The 26,392-nt window shown below is 62.4% G+C and carries 22 protein-coding genes; 12 read left to right on the top strand and 10 right to left on the bottom strand.

The features are described 5' to 3' along the window. The first annotated feature begins 1 nt into the window (after position 1). The 4 genes from imuA to E2F46_RS06265 all read left to right on the top strand — a co-directional run bounded on the left by imuA (position 2) and on the right by E2F46_RS06265 (position 6,041). Positions 2–616, top strand: a complete 615-nt coding sequence (gene imuA, locus E2F46_RS06280; RefSeq protein ID WP_133321234.1) for a translesion DNA synthesis-associated protein ImuA — start codon at positions 2–4, stop codon at positions 614–616. Positions 617–625: 9 nt separating this feature from the next. Beyond that, on the top strand, positions 626–2,041 hold the full coding sequence (locus tag E2F46_RS06275) for a Y-family DNA polymerase (protein WP_133321233.1): 1,416 nt from the start codon (positions 626–628) through the stop codon (positions 2,039–2,041). Continuing rightward, entirely contained in the window at positions 2,038–5,112 is a 3,075-nt protein-coding gene (locus tag E2F46_RS06270) for an error-prone DNA polymerase (RefSeq protein WP_133321232.1), read from the top strand. The genes E2F46_RS06275 and E2F46_RS06270 overlap by 4 nt, the downstream gene beginning before the upstream one ends. Positions 5,113–5,183: 71 nt before the next feature. Next, positions 5,184–6,041 carry a hypothetical protein gene (locus tag E2F46_RS06265; RefSeq protein ID WP_133321231.1) on the top strand — a complete coding sequence of 286 codons (858 nt, stop codon included), beginning with the start codon at positions 5,184–5,186 and terminating at the stop codon, positions 6,039–6,041. A 136-nt stretch (positions 6,042–6,177) separates the two neighbouring features. Here the strand turns inward: E2F46_RS06265 and E2F46_RS06260 are convergent, their stop codons facing one another. From E2F46_RS06260 to E2F46_RS06245, 4 genes are all read right to left on the bottom strand, one after another. Then, positions 6,178–6,723, bottom strand: a complete 546-nt coding sequence (locus E2F46_RS06260; protein ID WP_133321230.1) for a hypothetical protein — start codon at positions 6,721–6,723, stop codon at positions 6,178–6,180. Next, positions 6,720–7,511, bottom strand: coding sequence for a hypothetical protein (locus E2F46_RS06255; RefSeq protein ID WP_133321229.1), 792 nt, complete (start codon positions 7,509–7,511; stop codon positions 6,720–6,722). Before E2F46_RS06255 ends, E2F46_RS06260 begins: the two co-directional genes overlap by 4 nt. 226 nt (positions 7,512–7,737) lie before the next feature. Beyond that, complete coding sequence (locus tag E2F46_RS06250; protein WP_133321228.1) at positions 7,738–8,595, bottom strand: NmrA family NAD(P)-binding protein; 858 nt, start codon at positions 8,593–8,595, stop codon at positions 7,738–7,740. A gap of 67 nt (positions 8,596–8,662) precedes the next feature. Next, positions 8,663–9,346 (bottom strand): helix-turn-helix transcriptional regulator, encoded by a 684-nt coding sequence (locus E2F46_RS06245; protein ID WP_133321227.1) that lies wholly within the window; start codon positions 9,344–9,346, stop codon positions 8,663–8,665. Between the two features lie 165 nt (positions 9,347–9,511). On the opposite strand from E2F46_RS06245, the gene E2F46_RS17895 reads away from it, so the two are divergent. The 3 genes from E2F46_RS17895 to E2F46_RS06235 all read left to right on the top strand — a co-directional run bounded on the left by E2F46_RS17895 (position 9,512) and on the right by E2F46_RS06235 (position 12,018). Beyond that, complete coding sequence (locus E2F46_RS17895) at positions 9,512–9,847, top strand: WDGH domain-containing protein (RefSeq protein ID WP_486624438.1); 336 nt, start codon at positions 9,512–9,514, stop codon at positions 9,845–9,847. Positions 9,848–10,034: 187 nt separating this feature from the next. Continuing rightward, positions 10,035–10,247 carry a hypothetical protein gene (locus E2F46_RS06240; RefSeq protein WP_133321226.1) on the top strand — a complete coding sequence of 71 codons (213 nt, stop codon included), beginning with the start codon at positions 10,035–10,037 and terminating at the stop codon, positions 10,245–10,247. 325 nt (positions 10,248–10,572) lie between these two features. Then, positions 10,573–12,018: a site-specific integrase gene (locus E2F46_RS06235; RefSeq protein WP_133321225.1), complete on the top strand. Its 1,446-nt coding sequence runs from the start codon at positions 10,573–10,575 to the stop codon at positions 12,016–12,018. Between the two features lie 22 nt (positions 12,019–12,040). Here E2F46_RS06235 and E2F46_RS06230 read toward each other — a convergent pair whose 3' ends face one another. Both E2F46_RS06230 and E2F46_RS06225 read right to left on the bottom strand, forming a co-directional pair. Next, positions 12,041–13,033, bottom strand: coding sequence for a DNA-processing protein DprA (locus tag E2F46_RS06230; RefSeq protein ID WP_133321224.1), 993 nt, complete (start codon positions 13,031–13,033; stop codon positions 12,041–12,043). Beyond that, the gene (locus E2F46_RS06225; protein WP_133321223.1) at positions 13,030–14,262 is read right to left on the bottom strand and encodes an HAD hydrolase-like protein; all 1,233 of its coding nucleotides are present in this window, start codon (positions 14,260–14,262) and stop codon (positions 13,030–13,032) included. Before E2F46_RS06225 ends, E2F46_RS06230 begins: the two co-directional genes overlap by 4 nt. A 139-nt stretch (positions 14,263–14,401) precedes the next feature. Here E2F46_RS06225 and E2F46_RS06220 point away from each other — a divergent pair, with 139 nt between their 5' ends. Genes E2F46_RS06220 through E2F46_RS06200 form a run of 5 tightly spaced genes read left to right on the top strand, consistent with a single transcriptional unit; the run spans position 14,402 to position 19,078 of the window. Beyond that, the gene (locus E2F46_RS06220) at positions 14,402–15,013 is read left to right on the top strand and encodes a hypothetical protein (RefSeq protein WP_133321222.1); all 612 of its coding nucleotides are present in this window, start codon (positions 14,402–14,404) and stop codon (positions 15,011–15,013) included. Further along, on the top strand, positions 15,003–16,355 hold the full coding sequence (locus E2F46_RS06215) for a 7-cyano-7-deazaguanine synthase (protein ID WP_165967365.1): 1,353 nt from the start codon (positions 15,003–15,005) through the stop codon (positions 16,353–16,355). The genes E2F46_RS06220 and E2F46_RS06215 overlap by 11 nt, the downstream gene beginning before the upstream one ends. After that, positions 16,352–17,539: a helix-turn-helix domain-containing protein gene (locus tag E2F46_RS06210; RefSeq protein ID WP_133321220.1), complete on the top strand. Its 1,188-nt coding sequence runs from the start codon at positions 16,352–16,354 to the stop codon at positions 17,537–17,539. Before E2F46_RS06215 ends, E2F46_RS06210 begins: the two co-directional genes overlap by 4 nt. Beyond that, a complete protein-coding gene (locus E2F46_RS06205) occupies positions 17,536–18,093 on the top strand; it encodes a hypothetical protein (protein WP_133321219.1) in 558 nt (185 codons plus the stop codon). The genes E2F46_RS06210 and E2F46_RS06205 overlap by 4 nt, the downstream gene beginning before the upstream one ends. Before the next feature lie 10 nt (positions 18,094–18,103). Then, entirely contained in the window at positions 18,104–19,078 is a 975-nt protein-coding gene (locus E2F46_RS06200; protein WP_133321218.1) for a toll/interleukin-1 receptor domain-containing protein, read from the top strand. Positions 19,079–19,411: 333 nt separating this feature from the next. Here E2F46_RS06200 and E2F46_RS06195 read toward each other — a convergent pair whose 3' ends face one another. The 4 genes from E2F46_RS06195 to E2F46_RS06180 form a co-directional block, all read right to left on the bottom strand. Then, positions 19,412–20,311 carry a hypothetical protein gene (locus E2F46_RS06195; protein WP_133321217.1) on the bottom strand — a complete coding sequence of 300 codons (900 nt, stop codon included), beginning with the start codon at positions 20,309–20,311 and terminating at the stop codon, positions 19,412–19,414. A gap of 110 nt (positions 20,312–20,421) precedes the next feature. After that, entirely contained in the window at positions 20,422–20,979 is a 558-nt protein-coding gene (locus E2F46_RS06190) for a hypothetical protein (protein ID WP_133321216.1), read from the bottom strand. Between the two features lie 25 nt (positions 20,980–21,004). Continuing rightward, a complete protein-coding gene (locus E2F46_RS06185; protein ID WP_133321215.1) occupies positions 21,005–22,510 on the bottom strand; it encodes a tyrosine-type recombinase/integrase in 1,506 nt (501 codons plus the stop codon). 476 nt (positions 22,511–22,986) lie between these two features. Continuing rightward, a complete protein-coding gene (locus tag E2F46_RS06180) occupies positions 22,987–26,283 on the bottom strand; it encodes a phage tail length tape measure family protein (protein WP_165967364.1) in 3,297 nt (1,098 codons plus the stop codon). Positions 26,284–26,392: the final 109 nt, after the last annotated feature.

Raw genomic sequence — 26,392 nt, 5'->3', positions numbered from 1 at the left:
CATGGGCCAGGTCGTTGCCCTTCGCGAGATGCTCGATGCACGGACGGTGTGGCGCGGCCCGGCCACGCCCGCGTCGGTCAGTCGCCAGCCAACCGGGCACGTAGCGCTGGATGACGCGCTTCCGTTGGGGGGTTGGCCGGAGCACGCGCTGACCGAGATCCTTGTTCCCGCTGACGGTGTAGGGGAGGTGGATCTGCTGCTGCCCACGCTGCGACGCCTGACGCAGGTCGGCAAGCTCGTTGTGCTGGTCGCGCCGCCCTACATTCCCTATGCGCCGGCCTTGGAAGAGCGCGGCCTGGCGCTGGATCATGTCCACGTGATCGAGGCCGATGCGGCCAAGGCGCTGTGGGCGTTTGAGCAGGTGCTGCGCTCGGGCGCGTGCGCAGCAGTGATCGGCTGGCCGAGAAAGATCGACCACCACGGTCTGCGCCGCCTCCAGGTCGCCGCCGACACCGGCCAGGCGCTAGGGTTTGCGGTGCGCGACCGCAGGCATGCTGATCAGGCCTCGCCGGCCGCACTCCGGTTGGAGATTGGCGGCCGGCGCACGGTTACGGTGCGCAAGTGTCGCGGCGGAGTGGCGCCGTCGCAGTCGTTCGCACTTCCGGTTTTCCATTGAGCTGCCGCCGTGCTGTGGGCTTGCATCCTCCTGCCCCATCTGGGGATCGACAGCGTCCTCCGGCGACACCCGACGCCTGACGAGCCGCTGGTCCTGGTCGGGGGCCCGACCCAGCGCCGGGAGCTTGTGGCAGTCAATCGCGCCGCAGGCGAAGCTGGACTGCGACCCGGACAGCGCCTTGTCGCCGCACAGGCCATCTGCCCACGGTTCACGGCCATGGATCACGACCCGGCGCTCGACGCGCACTGGCAGCGCTTCCTGGCCGCATGGGCTTATCGCTACAGCTCCCAAGTCTGGGCAGGGTGGCCCGGTGCCGTGCTGCTGGAGGTCAAGGGCAGCTTCTCGATCATGGGGCCATGGCCCCAGCTCCAGGCGCAGCTGCGCGAGGACCTGACGGCCTTGGGGTTCCGGCACAGGATCGCCATGGCGCCGACCGCACTCGGCGCGCGCGTGCTCGCTGGCGCCCAGGACGGGCTGGCGGTGACTACCGCCGAGCAACTACGGCACACGCTCGCACGCGTGCCTGTCCGCAAGGCCTGTCTGCCAGGGGATGCGGGCCAGCGGCTGGCAGGCATGGGCGTGCGACACCTGCGGCAGGTGTTTGCGCTGCCGCGCGACGCGCTGCGCCGACGTTTCGGCATTGAGGTGCTGGAGACGGTCGACCGCATGCTGGGCGACGCGCCGGAGCTGCTGGAGTGCTACCAGCCGCCGGACGTGTTCGATGTGCGCGTGGAGCTGTCCTACGAGGTCGAGAACCACATGGCGCTGCTGTTCCCCGTGCGCCGGCTCACCGGTGACCTGGCCGCGTATCTGGCAGGCAGGGATGGCGGGGTGCTCCATTTCAAGCTCCTGCTGGAGCACGATGATCATCCGGCAACTGAGGTGGAAGTGGGGCTGCTGGCGGCCGAGCGCGATCCGGCCATGCTGTTCGAGCTCACACGCGGCCGGCTTGAGCGCACGTCGATCCCCAAGGCCATCATCGCGCTGCGCCTCGTGGCGCGTGACCTACCGGCCTTCGTGCCCGGGGGCAGGGACCTGTTCGACGAGCGGCCGGCGGCGGCCGTGCCATGGGAGCAGTTGCGTGAACGCTTGCGTGCGCGCCTAGGTCCCGATGCCGTCTACCAGATCGCGTCCGACAGTGACCCGCGCCCGGAACGGGCGTGGCAGCGCGCTTCTGTATTGCGCAATAAAGAGCCAGTCGACCGACCGCCGCGCCCCACTTGGCTGCTCCCAAGGCCCGTGCCGCTGCGCGACCATCGTGTGCGCATCCTGGCGGGCCCTGAGCGCTTGGAGACGGGCTGGTGGGACGGCGAGGACGCCAAGCGCGACTACTACGTCCTGGAGACCTCGCAGGGCCAGCATGCGTGGGCGTTTTGCGGCGTAGGCGAGCAGGGGCCGTGGATGCTCCATGGTTGGTTCGCATGACCGCCTACGCCGAGCTTCATTGCCTGAGCGATTTCAGTTTCCAGCGCGGCGCATCCAGCGCACTGGAGTTGTTCGAGCGCGCCAAGGCCTGCGGCTACGCTGCGCTTGCGATCACGGACGAATGCTCGCTGGCCGGGATCGTGCGCGCGTGGGAGGCCGCCAAGCGCACGGGCCTGCGCCTGATCGTGGGCACCGAGATCACGTTGGCCGACGGCCTGAAGCTGGTGCTGCTGGCGCAGGATCGCGACGGTTACGAAACGATCTGCCGGCTGATCACCACCGGACGCCGTGCCGCGGCCAAGGGCGACTACCACCTCTGCCGTGCCGATCTTTCCGATGGGCTGCGTGGAACGCTGGCGCTGTGGATCCCGGGTTCGCAGATAGACCCAGGGCAGGGCGCGTGGCTGAAGTCCGTCATGGGCGATCGTGTGTGGCTGGCCGTCGAACTCCACCGCGACCGCAACGATGCGCGGCGGCTGAGTGCGCTGGAGGCGACAGCGGCGGAGGTAGGCTTGCGCATGGTCGCCGCGGGCGACGTGCACATGGCTACACGCGGCCGTCGTGCGCTCCAGGATGTCCTGACCGCTACGCGGCACAATGTCCCCGTCGCCCGTGCTGGCGCATTCCTGTTTCGCAACGGCGAGCGGCACCTGCGCACGATGGCGGCGCTGTCCGCGACCTACGGAGCGGCGCTCATGGAGGAGACCATCGCCATCGCCGAGCGATGCACGTTCACCCTTGACCAGCTGCAATACCGCTACCCGGCAGAGATTGTGCCCGAGGGCCACACGCCTGCCAGCTGGCTGCGTCAGCTGACGGAGGAGGGCATTCGTTGGCGCTGGCCTGGGGGCACCACGGCGAAAGTGCGGGCGCAGATCGAGCACGAGCTGGCGCTTATCCGTGAGCTCGATTACGAAGCCTACTTCCTGACCGTGCACGACATCGTGCGCTTCGCGCGCAGCCGGAACATCCTGTGCCAGGGACGCGGCTCGGCCGCCAACAGTGCGGTGTGCTTCGCGCTGGGCGTGACCGAAGTCGATCCGACCCGCATGGAGATGCTCATGGAGCGCTTCATTTCCAAGGAGCGCAACGAGCCGCCGGACATCGACATCGATTTCGAGCACGAGCGCCGGGAGGAGGTGATCCAGTATGTGTATCGGCGCTACGGCCGGGAGCGCGCGGCACTGGCTGCAACGGTCATCTGCTACCGCGCCAAGAGCGCCATGCGCGATGTGGCACGTGCCATGGGTCTGCCCGGGGACCAGGTCGATGCCCTGTCTGCCTGCGTGGGCTGGTGGAGCGGCAACTCGCCGCTGGATGAGAAGCTGAGCGAGGCCGGGTTCGATCCGTCCTCCCCGGTGATGCGCCGCGTCGTCGCACTGACGGGGCAACTGCTCGACCACCCCCGCCACCTGTCGCAGCACGTGGGCGGGTTTGTGATCTCCGATGCGCCACTGTGGTCGCTGGTGCCGGTGGAAAACGCGGCGATGCCCGACCGCACCATCATCCAGTGGGACAAGGATGACCTGGATAGCCTGGGGCTGCTGAAGGTCGATTGTCTCGCGCTGGGCATGCTCACCTGCATCCGCAAGGCGCTGGACCTGCTTCGCCGCCATCGCGGTCGGGATCTGACACCTGCGTCCATCCCCGCGGAGGACCGCGCCACCTACGAGATGATCGGTAAGGCCGACACCATCGGCGTGTTCCAGATCGAAAGCCGGGCGCAGATGTCGTTCCTGCCGCGCATGAAGCCCAAGTGCTTCTACGACCTGGTGATCGAAGTGGCGATCATCCGACCCGGGCCCATCCAGGGAAACATGGTCCACCCGTTCCTCATGCGCCGGCAAGGCAAGGAGGAGGTGACATATCCGAACGACGCGATCCGCGAGATCTACGAGCGAACGCTGGGCGTGCCGCTGTTCCAGGAGCAGGTGATGCGCATGGCGATGGTTGCGGCCGGCTACAACGCGGGTGAGGCGGACCAGCTGCGCCGCTCGATGGCCGCATGGAAGCGGCATGGAAACATGGACCATCACCGGGAGAAGATCATCTCTGGCATGCTGGCCAACGGGCATCCACTGAGCTACGCCGAAGAGGTTTTCCAGCAGATCGTCGGCTTCTCCGGTTATGGCTTCCCCGAAAGCCATGCGGCGAGCTTCGCGCTGCTGACCTATGCCAGCTGTTGGCTTAAGTGTCACGAGCATGCGGCGTTCACCTGCGCGCTTCTCAACTCCCAACCCATGGGCTTCTACTCAACGAGCCAGCTCACCCAGGACGCACGCCGAAAAGGCATCGAGATCCGCCCGGTGGATGTCACCGTGAGCCACTGGGACAACACCTTGGAGGACCGCGAGGATCCGCGCGAGCAGCCAGCCATCCGCCTGGGCCTGCGCGAGATCCGCGGATTCAGTGAGGCTGCGGCGTTGCGGCTGGTGGCCGCGCGCGAACGCCAACCGTTCCGGCACGTCCAGGACATGTGCCACCGCGGGCAGCTCGATCGCAGGGACCAGACGCTCTTGGCCGAGGCCGGCGCCTTGGCCCGCCTGTCGGGTCACCGTAATGGCGCGCGGTGGGAGATCGCCGGGGTAGAGCAGCAGCGGCCGTTGTTCTCTGACAGCCCCGATGAGGACGCGGTGGATCTGCCGAGCCCGCAGGAGGGCGAGGATCTGACCGCAGACTACGCCACGCTGGGCCTGACACTGGGGCGGCACCCGCTCGCCCTGCTGCGGGACCAGCTCAAGCGCAAGCGCTGCGTCGACAGCCGCGAGGTGATGGCCCGCCGCAGCGGCTCGCGCGTGCGTGTGGCGGGATTGGTCACGCTTCGGCAACGCCCGGCCACCGCCAGCGGCACGACCTTTCTGACACTGGAAGACGAACATGGAAACGTCCAGGTGATCGTCTGGCCAGACTTGGGTGAGCGACAGCGCAAGGAGCTGATTGGATCGCGGCTCATGGTCGTGGATGGCAAGTGGGAGTGGAGCGACGGGGTCGGTAACCTCGTGGCCAACCGGCTCCATGATTTCAGCGAGATCCTGGGTGGGCTGGACACGCGTTCCCGGGACTTCCACTGAGCGGGTGTGGCTTCACGCAGTCGGTGCCAAAATTTACACAACGGGCCATGGTGCGCCTTCAGGAGTTGAGCATGACCAAGAAGATCATGTGCTGGCATGTCGACGTCGACGAGCTCGTGCCCGAAGCGGGATCTGCCCGGTTCGTTTTTAAGAGCCGGGTCCAAGACAAAGATGGGACGGTGCGCGAAGAGGACGTCCCGATCTATCTGCCGTTCCATGTGCTTGAGTCGATCCAGGGGGTGTTGCCGAAGGTCATCCAGGATCTTCGCGCCGCCGGGGGCGACCACGTGTTCAAGGGCGCGCTTGAAGAGGCCAGAGCCCGCACTGAGCGGGTGGAGATCATCACCAAGCTCGATCCGTCCAGCGAGGATCCGCGGACGCTCGCAAGCGGCGGGGCATGGCCGCAGGCCTACGCCGGGATGGACGAGATCCTGGGCGTCTCCTTTGGGGAAGTCGTGCCCGACACCGGCTGCGTGCTTGTCGACTTTCGCATCCGGGCTGTGGAAGGCTCCGGCGAGATCGCAGAGGGCAGTCGCAAAGGCATCCTGATGGCCTACTCAGTGCTGGAGGATATGGTGCGTGGTCTGCCGGAGCTTCGGGACATGATGATCGCGCAAGGGCTGGATAAACGTCTGCTCGTCGGTGCCAAAGGACCGGTGCCCGCCTGGAACGAGGGGTCGCATTTGAGAGGACTGCCGCATCAGCCGTTTCTTGGCTCTGCGTTTGGCGTGCGGGAGATCGCGAGTGAGTTAGCCGCAGCGGTCATCCTGTTGGAGATTTCCAGCATCGATCCGCGACAATCCGGATCGTCCTCAGCTGATTACCTGATGCCCTACCACGTCCTGGACGAGCTGATAGAGGCGTTGCCCAAAGTCATGCGAAAGATGGAGCAGAAAGGGGCGAACAGGCCACAGTTGCGACCGCATTAAGGTGACACAACCGACGCAAGAGTTGACGTCGCGACCGAAGGGAATGCCTGCGAGCGGAGCGGCGCGCCGGCGACCAAGACAAAAAGCGCCCCTGCGGAAGGGGCGCTCAGTGGCAGGATCCAGGGACGCATCGGCTTTAGTTTTGAGCGTAGGTCGGCGGCCCAGGTCTTGCGGGAACCCACGCCCACTGCGCGGTGTAGCCAATGAGAATCTGCTGAGATGAGCAGGAACCGTTAGCACAGACCGTTCCCGTAATGTATATGGGGGTGTAGCCGACGACTTGGTATTGGCCTGAACCGTTGCCGCCGCCCCCATTGCCGCCGCCAGGGCCGCCGCCGGTGTCTGCGTTTCCTACAGAGTTACTGTATATCTCGATAGCGCGCTGTTTGAATGTTTGACCGCATGACTTTGTGAAGGGGATGGACATCAAGCCGCCGATGATGTTCAGGAACGGCAGTCGCGCCTGATACCTCACGACCCCTTCGACAGACGTGTCCACCCCAAACTGCGAGCCCAGCGCAGCTTCCAGACGATCACCCAGTTCAATTCCGGAGCTGACAGCGCCGACATGGACATCGAACGACACGCCCTCGTAGATCGTGCAAGCAAGGGCAATTGCTGGTGCCAACAAGAGAGATAGAACTGCAGCCTTTCGATCTCCAACGATCCGTCTGATACTCATTCCATACGCTCCTTTGTAATGTTGCTTTGCTCCATCAACGAAATGAATCCAGGCCGCATCGAAAGATCAAACGGCCTTTGCCGCCTCTGCATCACGTTGCGCCACAAAATTTCTTCAAGCATGCGCGATCTGGCGCGTTCTTCCGCCGTAAGTGTGTCTCCGAACACCGAATTCGCAATAAGCCCGCCTTGGTCTCCCCGGCGCGTGAGAAGACCGTAATAAGCGTGTGCCATCTCAGGATTCTTCATGGTAGGCACGGTCTGGAAGATATCTCCGGCCATTTTTAAGGCATACACAGATCCGTCGGCAGCACTGCGTTCAAGTAATGCCGTAACTTCATCAGGCGGAGAGCCTGATTGAGCCAATCTATATGCCAGGATCGCCTGAGCTGGCTGATTTCCGCCCGCGGCCAATCTCCGTAACGCGTCAACCGACAGCGACATTAAATAATGCTCTACGTCGGGCCCGGGATATCCGTGCGCCGCCAGCCAAGCCGCATCTTCGGCGTTCTGGGCAATTCCTGGTTGAACAGGATTCCAGCGATATCCCGATTCAAGGAACTGCGATCCGCCCGCAGCATTTGCGGCATGACGGCCAGGCTCCGAACTCGCGGCTACCGGGTCCACGCTCGGCTGACTGACGGGGGAAGGGGATTCTGATTCGACGACCAGAGTGCTCACCGGCCCGTCGACTGGCCCGGTGGTTGAATCGGACCGATAATAGAAAACGGCTGCCACGAGCAAGGCGGCAACGCCAATCCCTAGCGCTATCTTACTGCTTCCTTTCATAACACTCCCCTTTTCACCTTGTATACAGCAGGTTCTGCGCCCAAGTCAAGTGCGGATGTTTTTGGCATCGACCCGCAACAATACCGACCGTCCGCGGCCAGACTTTCTTGGCTTGAGCTGCGGGCCAAGGGCTTCTGCCCGAACGATATTCGACAACCGGAAATGAGAAGAGCCGAACAAAGCGCCGACCCAGTCGCGCGAACGTCCAAGGCGTCGAGCTATCGGTTTACTCGTTCCCCGCCAGCGCATCAATGTAGCGCTGGAGCTCCGTCGTTCCCCGCCGTGGCTCCTCTGGCATGTCATACGCGCCGTCAACCGTGATCCCGGTCATTCGCGCGTATGAGCGTGCCGCCTCGGTGGAAAAGCCGAGCTTGCGAAAGGCGTCCTCCCACTGTGCGCGTGGAGTGACAACGAGTTCGACAGAGCGCTTCAACGCCCTGGAAAATGCGTCTGCCACGTCGCGCGCCGAGTAGCGGGACGGCCCTTCGACATGCACAACCCCCGTTTCGTCGATGGGGGCAGTCAATAGGCCTGCCGCGACCTCTCCGAGATCGGCCGGGGCGACCATTGGTAGCGTCAATTCGGCCGGGAACATCGTCGGCAGGGTGCCGCCACGGGCTGCGTCAAGCATTCCATCCCAGTTGCTGAAATAGTAAGCCGCCCGGAGGATGGTGGCGGGTATCGCTTGGCCGCGCAGGCCGTCTTCCATCGCGTAGAGCGTATTGAGATCGCCGAGCTCATCGCCCGGCTGGGCGCCATAGGTCGACTGGGCGACAATCATCTGCAGTCCAGAGCCCTCTATCGCGCCCAGAAGCAGGCGGACGGTTTCCTTCTCGACCTGATCCGTATCCGTGTCCGGCGCGGCCGGCGGATTGAGGAGGAACAGGCGCTTGCCCTTGCGGAACACCTCGCGCATCGCCTCCATGTCATAGAGGTCAGCAACCGCGACGGTCGCTCCTTTGGCTCTCAGAAGCTGCGCGTTGTTCTCATGCCGCGTAACAGCTGTGACCTCGTGCCCGTTCTTGAGCAGAGTTTCGGCCACCGCTGAACCAACGTGCCCTGTGGCTCCCAGTATGATGAACATCGCTTACTCCCGTGCTGTTCGTATGTCAGGTGTAAACGATGCGACTGTCAGTTCATGTCAGCAGTCGCTACAGCTGCATACCAGGTTCGAGTTTGTGATACTCAGCAAGCAGCCACTGATGGGGTTTGTCGAAGCCCGCATCGAGCTCGCTAGCGGCTCGCATGCGATCAAGGCGAAAGTGTCTAAAGGCCTGGCGGTCGTTGCACCAGGCGGCGAGCATTGCCCCGTTGTCAAAAAACCCGACAGCCACCGGCAGAACATTTCGATGAGACGAGCTGCCGCGCTCATCAACATAGTCGAAGACAACTCTACGCTGCCTACGGATGGCGCCGCGGATCAAGCCAATCGCTTGCTTGATGTCGCCGAGCTCAGGTTGCACGACCAGCCCCGACTGGCGAGACAACCTCGCAACATCGTCAGGCAATATGCCGGTAATCTTCGCTATCGCATTATCCGCGGCAGCAGACAGACCTTTGTCGCCACGGCGACTTGCATAGCGCAGGCCAAGGATGATCGCGTCAGCCTCGTCAGCGGTGAACATCAACGGCGGCAGGAAGTGGTGCTGATCAAGCAAATAGCCAACACCGGCCTCGCCGCGGATCACCGCGCCCCGATCGATCAGCACGACGATGTCGCGATAGACGGTTCGTTCGGAGATGCCAAACTCTGCGGCAATCGACGCTGCAGTGATTGGCGTCCGCCGGGCACGAAGCAACTGCATGATCGCAAGAAGTCGTTCAGAGCGGGTCATTGGCCGATGGTCGCTGTCGATCCCTAATCATCTGATGCCGACTGTAGATGCGCGTGAAGCCGAACCCGCCTCAAAAAGTGCGGACGAGCTTGTCCTCGGACGGGCCGCATAAACAGCGTCGGCGAGGGCGATGACGCGACATCCGAACCTGCGTATCCTGTAGCAATGGACTCAGCCTCGCGTGATCGCCAGCAACTGGAAATTGAGCGCCTCACTGCGCGGAAGGACGGCGCTTACGATGAACGCATGCACTTAGTCGCTGCGCTGTCCAGACTTTTCCCGTCCGGTATACGCGACACCACTACTCCCGGATGGACGCCAGCGTGGAAGGGGTGCGTGTATATCGACCTGCCGACCGGTCAGATCTCCTATCACTACCACACACGACACCAATCGTTGTTCGAAGGTCTCCCAACCTACGAGAAGGAGTGGGATGGCCACGACAAGGAAGCTGTCCACGCGCGGCTGGCCGCGATGTGGAAGGGGTCCGGCGCTGAGTAAGCGAACGAACGATCTTGCTTGGACAGTGCGGGTGTCCGCCTCGTCGGCCATCCCGCATCGTCTTCTACAAGTGGCACAGCGACACAAGAAGATGGCACGTGCCTATGGTCAGAATCGAAAGACTGCGTCAGGAGGACCTATTGACGCGCGCTCAAATGGGACTAGGAGTCGGGCAGGAGGAAACGACATGCCACGACTACCTGAGCTGACCCCCGAAGACGCGGAACTGGAACGTGATCCCACCTTTCGCCGAGAGGTGGTCGAGAACATCCTTGAAGGCGCCGAGGAACGCGGCCTCCTCATCGATCGACGATGCCGCCGGCTACTAGAGCAATACGAGCGCGGCACCATCGACTGCCATGCGCTCTATTACGAGATCGGGCGTCCCGTTCTTCACTGAAGAAAATGGGCAATGCCTACCGGCGAACAGAAGGATTTGTTGCCGTTTGGGTTTATTTTCTGTTCACCTAAGAGGCATCGCGAATTCTGCGTTACATCCAAAAGGTATTACTACATGAAGTTAATTTCGTTGCACCACTACCGAATGCCGGGGCGCCATTGAAATCAGATCGTTACGACGCGACGCTGACTTATTTCTCTGGCCATTTCCACCGCTAATGTCCCCGATGCCTAGGACTGGCGGTTGTCATCAGGAGTTTGCACCGTATCGTTGACAGGATCGGCGTTCGCCTTATGACGCTTGCATCCCCCATCAGGAAGCGAGCATGTCCACCAACTCCGGAGACTATGTCCACACCATCGCCGACGACCTCGCGGCTGCACAAGAGTATTACGATCTAGGAAACAGGACTGGTCTAAAGATCGGCTCCATCAAGGTCAACAACGTCATCCTCCAAAGCGTAGAAGTCAACAGTGCAGAGGACATGGCACACCTCCAGGAGTTCGTTGGAAATACGCTGAAGCTGACGCGCAGGCGTCGCTACAGCAAGGGCGGCACGCGCTACCCAGAGCCCCTGCAGATCGGTTCTCCTGCACGCAAACTTTCGGTGGAGATCGACGACTATCTCAGCTATCGGGAAGTCCGTGGACTTGCAGAGAACTCACAGTCGGCCGCCAAGCGCGCCCTGGATATGCTGTTTGCCGTGTGTGGCGACATCTACGTGTCGGCGATCACCCACGCTCACATTCACAAGCTGTGGCAGCTGATCCGGTGGACGCCTGATCGCCGCGCCAGCGCCAAGATCCTGAGGGTGCGGTCAGCGGATGACCTGATTGCTGAAGGGAAGGCGCAGAACGTCCGCCTGCCTGCGCCCGATACGTTCCGACTTTACCGCCGGCAGCTGAAGACATTCTTCGGCGTCTTGGAGAAGGCAGGCGCGATCGGACATTCGCCCATGTCGGCTTTCGACGACTTCAAGGATGGCTTGATCGAGGATCCGGACAAGGCGGAGCGTCTCTTCGATGGCGAGGAGCTCCAGCGCATCTTCGACCCGGTCGGGTTTCCGCAGTGGGCGGCGGCGTGGCCGCATCGCTGGTGGTGCCCGATCATTGGGCTGCACATGGGCATGCGCATTGGTGAGGTGTCGCAGCTAAAGGTGGCAAACATCATTCAGGACGAAGGGCTATGGTGTATTGATATCCGGGCAACGGCGGACGAGGAGCTCTCGAACTCCTCGGGCCGTAAGAGCCGCCAGAGGCTCAAGGGCAGGTCAGCGATCCGCCGGATCCCCCTCCCGCAAGTAGTGTTGGATGCGGGCTTTCTGGAGTTTGTGGATGACGTTCGAGATGCGGGGCAGCTCCGCCTGTTTCCCAACTTGACGGCGGGGACGAAGAAGAACGGGGAGACGAAGGCTGCGTATGGTGCCTGCTTGAGCCGCCAGTTCTCTTCCTACATGAAAGACCTCGGGTTTCCGAAAGGAGTGCGCTTCCACGCCTTCCGCCACACCCTAGTCACGGACCTGAAGCAGCAAGGATTTCAGGATCGTGATATCGCACTTGTCACCGGCCATGCGACGGCCGAGGAGCGGGTTGAGACCATCAGGCGGCACTACGACCATCCAAACAGCCCGAAGCGGCGGCGGACCAAGCCAGTGATCCGAGATTGGCAAAAGGAAGTTCTTGACGCGTATCAGCCGCCCGTTGCGTTGCCACGTTACGAGCGGGGTCAGTTCAAGCGACAGCTCAACTGGGATGGGGTGGTGCATCCTTGAGGTGCCCCATTTGCGGCAATGGCTAAAACATCGACGGTTGTATCACCGCCGCGTCGTTTCCACCTAGCGAAGCCTTCTTCAGAACGATGTCGTAGTCTTCACGACTTCTCACGATAAGCAATTTGGTCAGCATCGATGGCGTCTTGATGCGCAGCAGATCCATTTTGTCGCGATCGTTGCCTTCTGCAAGGAGCAGGTTTGCTTGCACCTTGGGCTCCTCGGCAATTCGATCCCGATCCGTTGGATTGGGCACAATCAACCAGCGCCCGTAAGCCAGGATGGCCCGAGACGCATGGAGACTGCCCCCCTGTAGGTCGGATTGGACCATCACAACGCCCTGCGCAAGGCCGGCCTGTGTCTTGTCTCGCTGGACGAACTGCGGGCCGATTGCAGGGGCACCAAAGGGATACTGCGATACAAGCGCACCTCCGCTCTCGACGATCTCTTCCGCCAAAGCTCGATGCCGTGCCGGGGCTGTGGTATGGAGCCCGTGCGCCAGCACCGCGACCGTATGACCACCGCTCTTGATCGCTTGCCGATGAGCGATTGCGTCGCAGCCGAGGGCGAGTCCACTCACGACACTCCAGCCAGCGCCAACGAAAAAGTCTGTCATGCGCTCGGCAATCGCTATGCCATGAGGGGTCGGCTCCCTTGTTCCAATAATCGCGATAGACTTCTCTGGGTCTGGCGCAAAGTTGCCGCGCACATACAGGAGAAATGGGTCATCCTTCGTCGATGAGAGCAGCGACGGATAGTCTTTGTCGACCGGAGAGATGATACGAGCTCCAATCTGTTCGCATGCTTCGATCTGTGCTTCAGCCTTTGCACGGGCCGTTCGCCATAGCCGACCGTCGTCGAGTGCGTCGGTGAGCGCATTGTTGCTGGCGGCGATGTCCTCCGCTTCAAGGGTGTCGATGCCGGGGTCTGAAGCGAAGCGACGCAACGTGGCGGGGCCAACGCCCGAAAGCTGCGAGAGCTCCAGAAGCTTCCTGGTAGTAGAGGAGATTGCCTTCATTCGGGACCGATCGCCTTGGCTAGCGCTACGCATTCTACCTTGGACGCACCGGCTGCCTTGAGGTATTTCGCGGCATACACCAGGGATGCGCCAGTTGTTGCGACGTCATCGATCACCACCACGTTCTTGCCGCGAGCCTGATCCGGTCTGGCTACTTGCAGATGGTCGCGAACATTGATGAATCGTTCCTCCCTGGTCAAATGTTCGCCGTGATGGCTGCGTGCCCCATTCGTATAGCGAAGCAGGTCTGGCACGAAGGAAATGGGTGTGAGCGGATGGATGTCCACGGCTGCGTCGGACGCTTGTAGTTGGTTGAGGAGCCGCTCAAGTCGTGGTTGGCGACCGGGCTTGAAGGGTATGACACTGACGACGGTAGGCTCCAGATGGTGCACGGGCCAACAATGGTGCAGGTATGCGCGGAGCGCATTGACCCAGTGACCAGGGAATTGTTGTGCGTCCTTGAGGTCAGCAATTTCCTGCGATAGCCGGTGCCAATTGCGGCGGTGGTCAAGATCGCGATAGTCCGAGAATGAACGCCCCAAGACATGGACCCACGCAGATCCACGTTCGATGGAGTTTGGAATGAAGTGATTGATCGCATCGTAGCGACAAGACGCAAGCAGGTTCGCCCCCGGCCGTTCGCCTGCCAGCTCCAATACGGGCAAACTTGAAATGGGATCAGCGATCTTCCTGCGCAAGTCGGCCGGTCCGTTGACAATCACGTCCGCGACCCGCTCCACGGCGTTGTATTGCGGAGAGGTCCAAGGTTGGGGCCATGCTCCCTGGTCTAGGATGGCCCAACAACCAGCACGGTAGGCTGCGATGACATCTGCCTTTTCATCCCCAACGACAGCGACGCTTCGCACATCTTGGATGCCCAGCTTCTGCATGGCCAGCCAAACGCCATCGGGATACGGCTTGGTGTGCCGAACATCCTCGTAGGCGATGACGCAGGACCATGGAGCTCGCGGGAAACACTCTGCCAACAGCGTAGCGGCATAGGCGCTAGGGGACCGGGTGAAGACGCCTATGCGCCGCCCCTGCGCTAGGGCGATCAAATCGTCCTCCGTGTAGTGGAGTCGATCCGAATTGGCGCGGATGGCGCGCGTCAGTGCCTGAATGCGTGCTGGGGTCCGTGGGCCGGTTCCTTCGGCGCCCCGAAAAGGATCCAAGTCGGTAGAGCGAACTAGGGTGTTGTCCAAGTCGAAGAGCAGCAGTTCCAGTGCCATGATCGCCTCCCAACCGATGTGTGGACGCTAGCGGGAAACGCTCGCCAGTTCAAAGGCTTAGGCAGCGGAGTATTACATTTTGACAGAATAAGACTGGTTCGACTTGACATTGGGGCGTGGCGGCTTTTACGCTGCCCCCATGGCCGAGAACGAAATCATCGATTTGGGGCACACGTCGCGGTGGGCCCGCACGCGCAGAGCGCTGAAGGACCCCGGTTGTGCGGTGGACGATGTTGCGACCGCAATGGCTGCGGACATGGAGGGCATGTGCGCCGCCTTGAGCGGTGCGCTGCGCAACGGGCCGCCGCTGTCGAGCTTGCTACGCCTCTCACTGGGTGCCCCTGTGCAGGTCCAGACGGTCATTGCCCAGTTCACTGAGAAGGGCCTCGCCAGCCTGGTCAACGATGCCCGCAACCGCTGCCGAAGCAATGACCCGGCGGAAGTCGCCGCGGTCGCCGCGCGATTGCTGACGCAGCGCTTGATCGATCAGGCGCAGTGCCGGGCGGGTCAGGAGGAGCGCTTCCGCGATCCAGAGCTTCGGAGCGAGCTTTCAAGCCAGGTTGCCACGGCCTTCGGGGCATACGAGGGCGATCTTCGGGCCATTCTGGAGGCCGCGTTGCGGGATGGCGCCCCGGTGCGCTTCAAGCGGCGCCTGACCGCGAAGCGGCGCATGAGCTCCAAGGAGTTGATGAATGTGTCGCTGGTCCCTACCGGACCGCAATCGACTACGGAGACGGATCGTGCTCGTTGAGCTGCCAACCCAGTTGCATGTCCGCTACGCTAATGGTCGCCTTGAAGTTCAGGGCGACACTACGCGCCGCATGAGCATCAGTGCTCAAGCCATGATCCATGACCTGTTGGCGTGCGTAGACGACCGCTCGATCGATCTGATCAGCATTGCTGCAGGCGCCTATGCGATCGATCGCATCCATCGTCGCAAGGTCAGCATCAAGAACGAAGCCGGATTGCGCACGATCCCGGTCTGCTTTCATGTGGCCGACCTCGCTTACTGGTCGCAGCCGCACGTCGTCGATCAGCTGGCAGAGCTTCTGCATTTCCTGTCCGGCGACTTCTGGCTGATTTCCTTCTCGCCGCACGAGCGGCCAGCCCCTGCCGTTGGCCAGACGACGCTGGACTTCGGTCCGCACTTGAAGCCTAGTCGCGTGGCGCTGTATAGCGGTGGCCTGGACTCTGCAGCGGGTCTGGCGGCGTCGCTGCAAAGCGGCCAGCGCGACATCATGCTCCTTACCGCAGGACACCAGTCGGCTATCCGCCGACGGGCTATGGACCAGATCAAGCTGCTCAAGCATGTCTTGCCGCAGGCGGGCTCCATTAGCCATGCGTCCTTCGTCCTGGGTCTGGAGCGATCGGGTCGTATCCGCGATCAGGAAACGACGCAGCGATCTCGCGGGTTCTTGTTCTGCGCCTCCGGAGCCGTTCTCGCCTCGGTTTGCGGGGTGGACGTTGTCCATGTCTACGAGAATGGACACGGCGCGATCAACCTGCCGTTGGGCGGGGCCCCCTTGTCCAATGGCTTGTCCACGCGAGGCGCGCATCCGACCTTCCTTGCCATGATGACGCAGGTCGCTAGCGACGCGCTGGAGCGGCCGGTTCGCTTTGAGCTGCCGTTTGCGCGTGTGACCAAGGCGGCGATGATCGAGGCTCTGGTGCACACCCCAGGGCTCGTCCAGTGGGCGCAACAATCTCGATCGTGTGTCCATACCTCCTGGCGCGAGGCTGGGGTGACCCATTGCGGCTATTGCGCCGCCTGCATCGAGCGGCATCAGGCCTTCGTTGGTGCCGGTGCTCGCGACCTCACCCCATACAGCCGGCCACTGTGGGAGCGCGAGGACGCCATGAACGATGACTACTTTCGCAGCTATGTCTGGCAGGCGCAGCGCTGGGCGGAAGGAGACCTTGGCATGAGGGACCGGCTTGGGGATCATTGCGCCCCTTCCCAGCTGTCAGCGCCCTTCGAGGATCTTGTCTTGCTTCACCAAAAGCACGCGGAAGAAGTTCTGAGCGTTTACGCCAGACACGCCGATCCATCGCCTTCCGGGCGGGCTCGTCAGGCCCAGTTGAGGGCCGCATGACCGCGCTCTCTGCCCGACTGGTGGCCGCACGTAAGGCAGCTGGAGTGTCCCAGCTCGACGCCGCGAGACACATTAGCATCAGCCGACCGACGTATATTGCGATCGAAAAAGGTGAGCGCGACGTAAAGCCTGGAGAGCTGGTGGCATTGGCGGCACTGTTCAACACGTCGGTGAGCCGCCTGATCAGGCAGGACACCGCGCCGCCGATGATCGCCCCCCACCTGCGCGGAGAGATTCCGCAAGCGTCGCAGGAGGCTGGGGTCAGTGAAGCAATCGACAAGCTCGCAGAATTCGTCGACGACTACCAGTTCCTTCTGGAGAAGAACCACGTCCGCCTGGTCCAGGCGATGATGCCGCCTAACATTGACCGATCGGCGGCGGATCTTGATGCGCTGCCCGCACGTGTCGCGCAGTATGAGCGAAGCAGGCTTGGCTTCGGTGAGCGAGAGCCGATCGGCGACTTGCGCAAGACGTTGGATGAGGTGGGCGTCCACGTCTTCGTCGACGCACTGAACTCGAAACTCGCAGGGCTCTATTCCTATGCCCCGGGATTTGGATACTGCATCCTAGTCAATCGGCTTCACCCTCGCGAGAGGATGCGCTGGACCATAGCGCACGAATACGGACACTTCGTTTTCGATCGCGACAAGCCGGGGGTGGATTACCTGAGCTCAGGGGAACGTAAGCCGCTCAGCGAGCGGTTCGCGGATGCGTTCGCATACAACTTTCTAATGCCGGCAGAGGGTGTTCGAAGGCAGTTTGAGGACGCCAAGGCCCGCGCAGGTGATGTCAATGTCGCCGACGTTTGTCGGATGGCGGACTTTTATGGCGTGTCGATGATGGCCATGACGCTACGAATGGAGAAGCTCCGGCTCATTCGCTCGGGCACGTGGGATTTCCTGAAAGACTCCGGTGTTCGGGTTAGCGACATGAAGCGCGAGGCGGGGATCGCAGAGCCCGATCAAAAGCCCCACATTGATACGTTCCCGGAGCGTTATCTCCTGCTTGCCATCCAGGCTTGGAACAACGAGGAAATCACGACCGCACAGTTTGCCAAGCTTCTTCGGCGTTCACCAATCAAAGCTCGGGAACTGGCTGAGAAGCGATCGCTGCTCGACGAGGAGGGACTAATTCAGTTTAAGCTCAATGCGTCGGTTTTGGACCGGAATAACGCTCCTGCATGAATGGATATGTGCTGGACAGTTGCACGCTGCTCAATCTCTACTGTGCTTGGGGCAGCATCGCAAACCTGAAAGCGTTTCCAGTGCGGTTCTATCTCGGGACCGGTGTCGAAGCGGAGATCCACCACGTCCGCGAGTTCGATGCGAGGGGTGGCATTGTTGGCAAGAAGCTAAGCACCGTTGAGCTGGCCCGTCACTACCCTCTCGAAGCGTTGGCGCCAACGACCGCAGAAACCGAACTCATGGTCCGGATGTCCCAGTGGTTGGATGACGGCGAGGCCCAAGGCCTGGCAATCGCAGTGTCTCGCAATATGGTCTTCTGCACGGACGACGGCGCAGTTCGCAAGTTGCTCAAGGCGCAGGCAATTGAAGCGAAGCTCGCGACTACTCCCGAGCTGCTACAGGGCTGGGCTGGCAGTGACACGAAGCGCCTGGCCACTTTGCCAGACGCCGTAAGAAGGGTGGTTGAGCTCGGCAAGTTCCGCCCCCATCGATCCAGTCCGCATTTCGAATGGTGGACGCACACGCTAGGCGGCACCGTGGAGCAGCACGAGTGAGACCTTTCCGATGACGGCACCCCGCGTTTTCCTCTCCTACTCCCACGCCGACGCTCAGTGGCGCGATCAGATTGAGAAGCAGCTGTCAGCGCTTCAGCGCCAAGGCGTGATCGAAGTTTGGCACGATCGCAGGATCGAGCCAGGGCAAGACTTCGCGCAGCAGATCGATGACCATGTCAATCAGGATGAGATCATCCTGTTGCTCGTGAGCTCCGATTTCATCCACTCCAGCTACTGCTATGAGATTGAGATGCAGCGGGCAATGGAGCGGCACGCAGCCGGAGAGGCGGTTGTGATCCCGGTTATTCTGCGGGCGTGCGACTGGACGTCATTGCCATTTGGCAAGCTCCAGGCCGTGCCGGAGGACGGCAAGCCCATCAAGCAGTGGGCCGACCCCGATGAGGCCATGCTTCAGGTCGTTAAGGGCGTTCGGAAGGCTGCCAGTCGGTGGCTTAAGGCGCCTGTCGAACAGCCGACGCCACCTGCCTACGCGGTCTCTAGCAGTGCAGCTCATGGCAAAACGCCGGGCCCGCGGTCCAGTAACCTGCGACTGGCCAAGAGCTTCACCGAGCGAGACAAGGACCGGTTCAAGGACGAAACGTTCGAATATGTGGCCAAGTTCAATGAGAACTCACTGGCCGAGCTCACCGACCGCAACCCTGGCTATGAAGGCGTGTTCAAGCGGGTCGATGCCAATCGCTTCTTCGCGACCATCTACCGCGACGGAAAGGATGTCGCACGAGCCACATACTTCACCGGAGGCGGGATACTCGGGGAAGGCATCAACTACCGGCAGGGTGAGACAACCGAAAGCAGCTCAACGAACGAGACCCTGACTGTTGAAGCTGACGACCAAGCCATCTTTATGAAGGCCATGGGAATGCCAATGCTCGGCTCTGAGCGCGACCGTAAATTGTCGCAAGAGGGCGCCGCAGAGTATCTGTGGAGCCTGCTCATCGAGCCCCTTCAGCGCGACGTTCGCTAGGGATCAGTGTCGACGGTCGTGAACTCCTCTCGATATAACTGCCGGGTTCTGCATTTGACAGGCGGCGAAGTTCGGTTAGGTTGGCGGCATGGTCGACAGTGAACCTATCCAACGCCCCGGCAGATGCATCCCGCTCGAAATATGGACGGAGGCTTACATTCTGGCGTTGCAAACCGAGGTTGCGGAAAAAGCAGCCCTGACGGCGGACGGTGCAGTGGAACGCTGGGCTCGGAAGCGGTTGCAATATGGATGTGATCAAATTCGTGCTAAGAGAGATCGTTAATCGCTTCAACTTTGACTGTCTCGGCCGAAGCACATCTCGACCGAAGCACTCTAGGGGCGGCGGGGCTTTCTGGCGCCGGTGGTAGGGGCACAAACTATCCTTAGTTGTGTAGTTCCGATCGAGCGCGGCTTCCCTGTCCTTCGATGACCGCTCGAACGAGCTGGTTTAGCTGATGCCGTGTTTTTCGCCCAGTCCACGCCTAGCTGCACTGCTTCCTGTAGCGAACTTATTCGCCTTACAAACCCCGATTCAGGGCTGAACGCGATCAACTTTAAGGCGATGTCGGCGCTCCCATCTATCTCTTTCCGCAAGTGTTGGACGAAGTCGAGAAACTCGTTGCGACCAAGGCCGAGCTTGTATGCCTCTACGTTGTCACCGGTTGATAGATCTCCATTAACCGCTGTCGCCGAGCCATTGAACATCGCCTCTATAGGCGCAGCTTCAACGATCGTTTCTCCATCGTTTGTCCGAAGCGAAATCGCATGCGCTAGGCGGAGATCCAATGCGTAGCGACCTGGTTGATAAAGTTGATCGAGAACGAACAAGGCATAGGGACTAAATGAGATCGATCCGCGAGTATTTCCATCGCTTAGTCGCACATCGTCCTCCCAGTAAACAAGGTGATGACAGCGGATGGATAAGGAGAGAAGCTCGTCGAAAGCAATGCTTGTGGAGTGCGCCGAGGAGTGCAACTTCTCGTAAAGACCAAATATTGGCTTGTTTTTCTCGGTATTCGCGCGTTCCCACGATGCTTTCAGTTCGAATAGGAATAGGCGGTCGTCTGCTTTCAGGACAACATCGCCAAGTGCGGTTTCAGCCGCGTGATCGAGCGCAATGACTAGGTCCGGCCGCTGCGATGAGGACTTGAGAAGATGAACCCAGCGCATATTCAGAAGTGCAGTGAAAACTGACACCTCCCACGGCGTTTCATCAACATTCTGTTCGCTCATAACGCGTCCGCCTTGTGCCTATCGCGTGCGACCGTCGAACTATCGTTCGACCGCGCCAAACTGAACCGATGTGTGCGCTGCGACACCCGTCGCCGCGCGGGCGACCTAGCCTAGATCCGGGCAGGAGCCCTGGACGGTCCTAAAGCTTCGTCAGTCTCACGCTCCAACCTGAAATTCAAGGAAGCTGCCTCATCACTAGCCGCAGATAGCTTCAGCTCATCAAGATATTGACCTAGCGTGAGCCATAAGCAGCTATTTTCGTCGCTTAAGCCCATCGCCAATGATCCGATAAAATCCACCGGTCGGCCTCGGGCGATCACGAACGGCCATTGATCGAGCAGGTAGCCTTCCGCCAGGAATGAGGTGAACGTCGAGAACCCCCGAACGTGATCTTGCTGCGCTTTCTTGGCTGCCACATTGCTTGGTGCCGCCGCCGACCGTCGAGCGGCCAGCACCTCGCCCAGAAGATAGGACACCTTGGTTCCCCGGCCGCCAGGCTGGCGAGGGAGGGGCGGTCGTCCCGAACGCTTACGCTCTGCCATCCCGGACACCGCGCATCCCAGCAGCATCGCCGCTTGTGCTGTGGTGATCAGCAGCTCCGGATCCAGTTCATGGACGCCGCCAGCGACCAGCATCTCGTCGGAGATTGTCTTGACCCGTGCGCCCATGGCCAGATGGTAGTCCGTGGGCGCCTTAGGTTGCGAGCAGCCCCAGGATCATCGGGATCTTGGTCGCCACCGCCTTGCGGCTGGTGGGGCTGCGCTTGGCCCTAGCCAGGAAGGCCTCCAGATCGGCGAACGGGTCCTCTGGGGCCTCGATTTCGAGCCCGGCGGTGCGGCGCAACTCGATCTCCCGGACCTCAAAGACGGGCCGAAGCATGTTAGCGATGTTCCGGATGTAGCCGCGAGTGGTGCTCGCACCACTGGAATGGTTCAGGGCGGCAGAGACAAGCAGGATGTTCTGGGTCTGGATCGCGGTCTCGGTAGCGAACGTCCGGCGCAGGTCGTGCGCCGTGATCCACAGGCCGGTTTCCTTCTTGAGCTCCAGTAGGACGCCCCGGAAGTTCGCAATGTGCTTGCCGTGGTGGCGGGAGGGGAAGACCCAGTCGCCGTCGCGCTCCCAAGCCCGGTTCTTGGCCCGGCGTTCTTCGAGGATGGTCCGGGCCCAAGGAGTGAGTGGCAGATAGTGAGCTCGGCCGCTTTTCGTGTTCTCCTCCCGGAGAACGACGATGTCCTCGGCAAAATCGATATCCCGCCACTGCAACCGCTCGATCTCTTCCTTTCGCGCCCCCCACAGCAGCAGGCAGATCAGGTAGTCCGCTGCGACGCCGACCTCCGGCCGCTCGTGATCGCGCATTGCGACCAGCTGCGCCAGCCAGGCCTGTCCCGTGGCCTTGCTGGTATCGAGGTAGGTGGTGCGGGTCTTGGGCTTGGGCCAGTTCCGGGTGGTCTCCAGCGCGGCGAACGGAGAGACCCCGCGACGGCTGGCGACCCCCTCTTTGGCCAGCGCGTTGTTATAGGCGGCCTTGGTATAGCGCCAGATCTTCCAGGCGCTGGACAGGCTCCGCTTCTTCGGGCCCCAAGCAGGCTTCTTGGCCTTCTCGGACAGTGCCGCGTTGAACAGGGGATCGAAGGTCTTCTCCAGGTCATCAACCGTCAGGGCGTGTAGGGAGACGGCCCACAAGGGGCTGGTGTCCATCCACTTGGCCACCTTCGATCGGTCGGTTGCGGTGCTCGCCTTACCCAGCTGCACGCCTTCCTCCCCGCCGCTTCCGGACTTGGCCGTCATGTAGTCCGCGTAGACCACGCGCATGCTCTGGCGGTCCCGCTTGCGCTGCGCTGTCGAGGCGCGCTGTGAGGCCTGCTTCTCGACCAATGGATCCTTGCCGCTGGCCATCATCCCCAGCCACTCCTGGGCGCGACGGCGGGCCAGATCCAGGGTGATATCGGAGACCTTCCCCAGGGTGCGCTTGATACTGGTGCTGCCCCCCATCTTGCGCTGGACGAAGTAAGAGGCTGCGCCAGGAGAGACCCGCACGCCCATCCCGCGCACGACGCTGTCGCGAACGATCCAATCGCTCATGGTGGGCGGAGTGGCCTGCGTGATGGCCTTGCCCGCCTTGTCGACCGCGATCACGCGATCGGCAAACGAGAGGCCTTGGAGGATGTCTTTGTTAAGCCGGATCCGGACTGCGCCCATGGCTGCTCTCTCGATGCCCAAAGGCTCTCATATGGCTCCTCCATGGCTCCCTGCGGAGCGGATTGGAGCATATTGGAGCAGTGCAAAGACTACCTGAAATCAGGCGTTTGCAGTCAATCCGGAGCGCGAGAACTGGCCCGAAAGGGGATGCAAAGGGCTTGAAAATCCCCGTGTCGGGGGTTCGATTCCCTCCCCGGCCACCATGAAATTCAAGCACATATGACGAAGGCGCCGAAGGGCGCCTTTTTCGTTCTCCGGCAGTTCTCCGGAGGAATAGGGGCGGAATTCAACTGAGGCGTGTCGGGTGCTGCCGCTGACGCCACGATCCCCACCCAGCGCACCTGCCAGAGCCCTTCAATTTGAGGGTGAGGTGCCATCTGCTGCTGAGGCCCATTGCGACCCGAAAATCTCTCGACCACCGCGGCCTTGCCTCCCCGCGGTTCCGCGCGCGCCGCGCTGGGGCCCCCGACGGCCGGTCATCGCCCGCCGCGTCGCACCGCGCTGCGTGCGTTGCTCAGCGAGCGCGACCGCTCGATCATCTGGATGATTCGTGGTGCGGCGGCGTTGACCAGGCGATCCATCACCTCCTGCTCCCCGGCGCGGAGCGCGGTTGCCATCGCCTTGTCTGGTGCGACGAACTCCACTTTCAGTGTGTCGGTCACCGGTTGCGCCAGCCCCTCCTGCGCAGCCGCGCGCCGCGTCTCTTCCGCAGCACGATCCGCCTCCTCGCGAAGGCGACGGGCCTCGTCCCGGCGGCGTGCCACTTCCTGCTCCACCTGCATCTTCTTCTGAGCCAGGCCGCGCAGGGTCGTCTCGTCGACCATCCGGAACTGGTCGCGAAGGCGTTCCAACTCCCTCTCGATCGGGTCGTAGGCCTTGGCGTTTCGCTCCAGCTCCTCATTCAGCCGCGTGACTTGGTCGTACTGGTCGTTGATCGCGCGTATCGTCCGATTCCACGCGGGCAACCAGGACTGGGTGCCGGCCAGCCAGTTGAGCCCTTGCAGCGCGCGGGCGGCCTCATCGGACATCTGGCGCAGTGCGAAGCTCATCTTGCCGACGTCGCCGGCGGCACCAGCAGTGCTATCGCCTGCGTCGCCGGCAGCCGTGCCGGCCTTCTCCAGGCTGCTGGCCGCTGATTCGGCGGCGTCGACGATGCGGGTGAGGGCGTCCTCGCCCACGCGCGCACCCTTGGCGATATCGGTGCCCACCTCGGTGCCGGTCCGCTTCAGCGCCTCCAGCTTGGCGTCAACCTCTGCGATGCGGGCTTGGAACTCGACGAAGCCGATCGAGCCCGCGTTGAGCGCATCGATCAGTGACTCCTTCAGCGCCTGCAACTCGCTCTGGGTCGATGCCTGGCGGAAGGCGTTGTCGAAGGCCTGCGCGATCGCAGCCGCCTTCTGGGTTGCCGTGAGTCCAAGGTTGTCCACCTCCCGCACCGCGACGGCGAACGCATCCACCGCAGTTTTGCCCACGTCGGTGAAGCCGGTGCGGATGGCGTTGATGTCGACGCCGAGCTTGGCGAAGCTGGCCGTGTTGACCAGCTCGACCATGCGCTTGGCCTCTGTATTGCCAGCCGCGAAGGCCTCGGCTGCCTTCTTCTTCACCTCCTCCAGCGTCTCGTTGGAGAGCTTGGACAGCGCCTCGATCAACTCGCCTTCGACAACGGCAGCGGCCTCGCGACCGCGACCGCTCACCTCCTCCAGTATCTTCGAGGCGTTCTGGATGCCCTCAGCGCGCGTCCAGTCGACACCGTCGAAGATCCCGGCGACGGCTGCTTTCGCCTCCTCTCCCTTCCATCGCAGCTCGTCGAACTTCTCGACCGCCTTCTCCGCAGTGCTGAACATCGCGGTCTGGCGCGCCGCGGTGCTGTCGAACTCGATCAGGCGCTGTTCGGTCTGCTTGAGGGCCTCGCCGAGTGCATGCCAGTGCTTCAGGCCGGTCGCCTCGGCTTGGGCATCTCCCGTCGCCCGCGCCTGCCTGATCACGCCGGCGTAGAACAGTCGGGCCTGCTCCAGGGTGAACTTGTAGTCTTCGGCCTGGCCGCGGGTCAGCTCGCGCAGCTCTTCCGCACCCTTGATGGCAGTGCCGGCGCTGTCGGCGTAGAGCTGCTGGAGCTGTTTGCCCAGCGCCAGCTGCTCCTGCTGCAGCATCTTCTGGTTGCGATCGAATCGCTCCTGCGCCTGCAGCGCGCCCTGGTAGTACTCCACCGCACCGGCCAGCTTCTGGAACTGCTGAATGGCGAAGTCGACACCGAATACGGCCACGCCGATGCGCAGCATCTGGGGGAGCTTGCCGATCAGGGTGCCCATCGCGCCGAACTTGCCCGTGGCGCCCGCCGCCGCGTTACCAGCTGCCGTCGTGGCTGCGGCGTTGGCCAACGTCGCCCGGGTCAAGATGCTGAACTGCCCGGCCAGCTCGGCCAGCTTCAGGGCGGCGTACACCTTGCCGAGGAAGATGACCTGCTTCGCGTGCTCGGCGATGGCTTGGGCAAGCCCCGCCAGCAGCGCGCCCAGCGGTGCGAGCTGCCGGAAGAGCCCGGCCACGGCCTTGGCCGTGGAGACGATGGCATCTGCGGTGCGTTGGGCCCAGAGGGCGAGGGTGCCGTTGTCGCGCAACTCGGTGATCGTGCGCAGCAGGTCCTGCAGTTGTCCCTTGAAGTAGTCCAGCACGCCGCGGGCGGCGATGTCGTTCTTGAACTCGGCGAAGTTCTCGCGGATCGTCTTCCACAAGCCGGCGATCGTGCCCAACTGCTGGGCCTGGGCGGCACCGCCATAGGACTCGGCCAGCATATCCATGATGACCGCCTGAGCCTCGGCGGTCCGACCGGTCTCCTCCAACTGCTTCAGCAGGGTCTTCTGGCCCTCCTCAAGCACGAAGCCCTGCCGGCCCAGCGCTTGCATCGCCTTGACCGGCTCCTGCAGCGCGCGCCCGACCAGTTCGGCTGACTGTTCGAGGGAGATACCAAGCCGGGCCGACTGGTCGAGGACGATCTGCATCGCGCGGGGGAACTCTTCGCGGGCGATGTTGGTGTAGGACAGCAGCCGGGTCTCGGCGTTGGTGATGTCGCCGACCATGAACCTGCTGGAGCTGGCCAGCTCACGGGCGAGGTTCTGCAGTTCCTGGGCACTGAATTCTGCGGTGCGGCCGGTCGACGCCAGCACGGCATTGAGCTGGCCCAGCTCCTGTTCCGCGTTGCTCCCCTCGCGCACGATGCTCTGCAGGCCACCGACCAGGGTGCGGACGGAGAAGAACGCCAGCACAGGGCCCAGCAGGCCGCGCAAGCGCTGAAAGACACCGGCCGTGGTCGTGCCCGACTGGCTGAGCTGTTCGGTGGCCTCAGAAGCTGCCTGAGCGCGCTGGCGATAGGCATCCAGCGCCTCGCGCGCGTTACGGGTGGATTCGGCTTGGCGCTTGAAGGCTTCGTCGCCGGCAGCGAGTCGGGTAGCCGTGGCGTTCGCTGCGTCGCGGGCCTTCAGCAGGTCGCCGGCATAGGTACGCAGCGCGGCAGCGGATTGCGACTGGCGGCTGGCGATCTGGCCCTGCAGGTCCGCGTAGCGCTTGGTCGCGATGCCGTTCTGTTCGAGCACCTGGCGGTGCTGGGTCCATTCGCCCCGGGCCTTGCTCAGCTCGGTGCCGGTCTTCGTGAGGTCCTTCGATAGCCGTGCTAGTTCCGCTCTCTGGCGCTTCGTGGGCGCCTCGGCGTTGGCGATCTCGGTGGTGAGGGCAGTGATGCGTTCCTTCGTGACCTGCTGTTTCCGGCCGAGGTCGATCACTTCGGTGCCCAGCTCGCGGAAGCGCTTCGCGGTACGGTCGAGCGCCTGGTCCCTGGAGAACGCCTCCAGGAGGCCGGCGACCTTCTCCTTCGCCTCGTCGCCGTCGTCG

It is taken from the genome of Luteimonas aestuarii, from assembly GCF_004357985.1.
GTDB lineage: Bacteria > Pseudomonadota > Gammaproteobacteria > Xanthomonadales > Xanthomonadaceae > Luteimonas > Luteimonas aestuarii.
The sequence above is the reverse complement of the archived record's forward strand: the minus strand, read 5'-3'. Positions and strand labels throughout refer to the sequence as shown.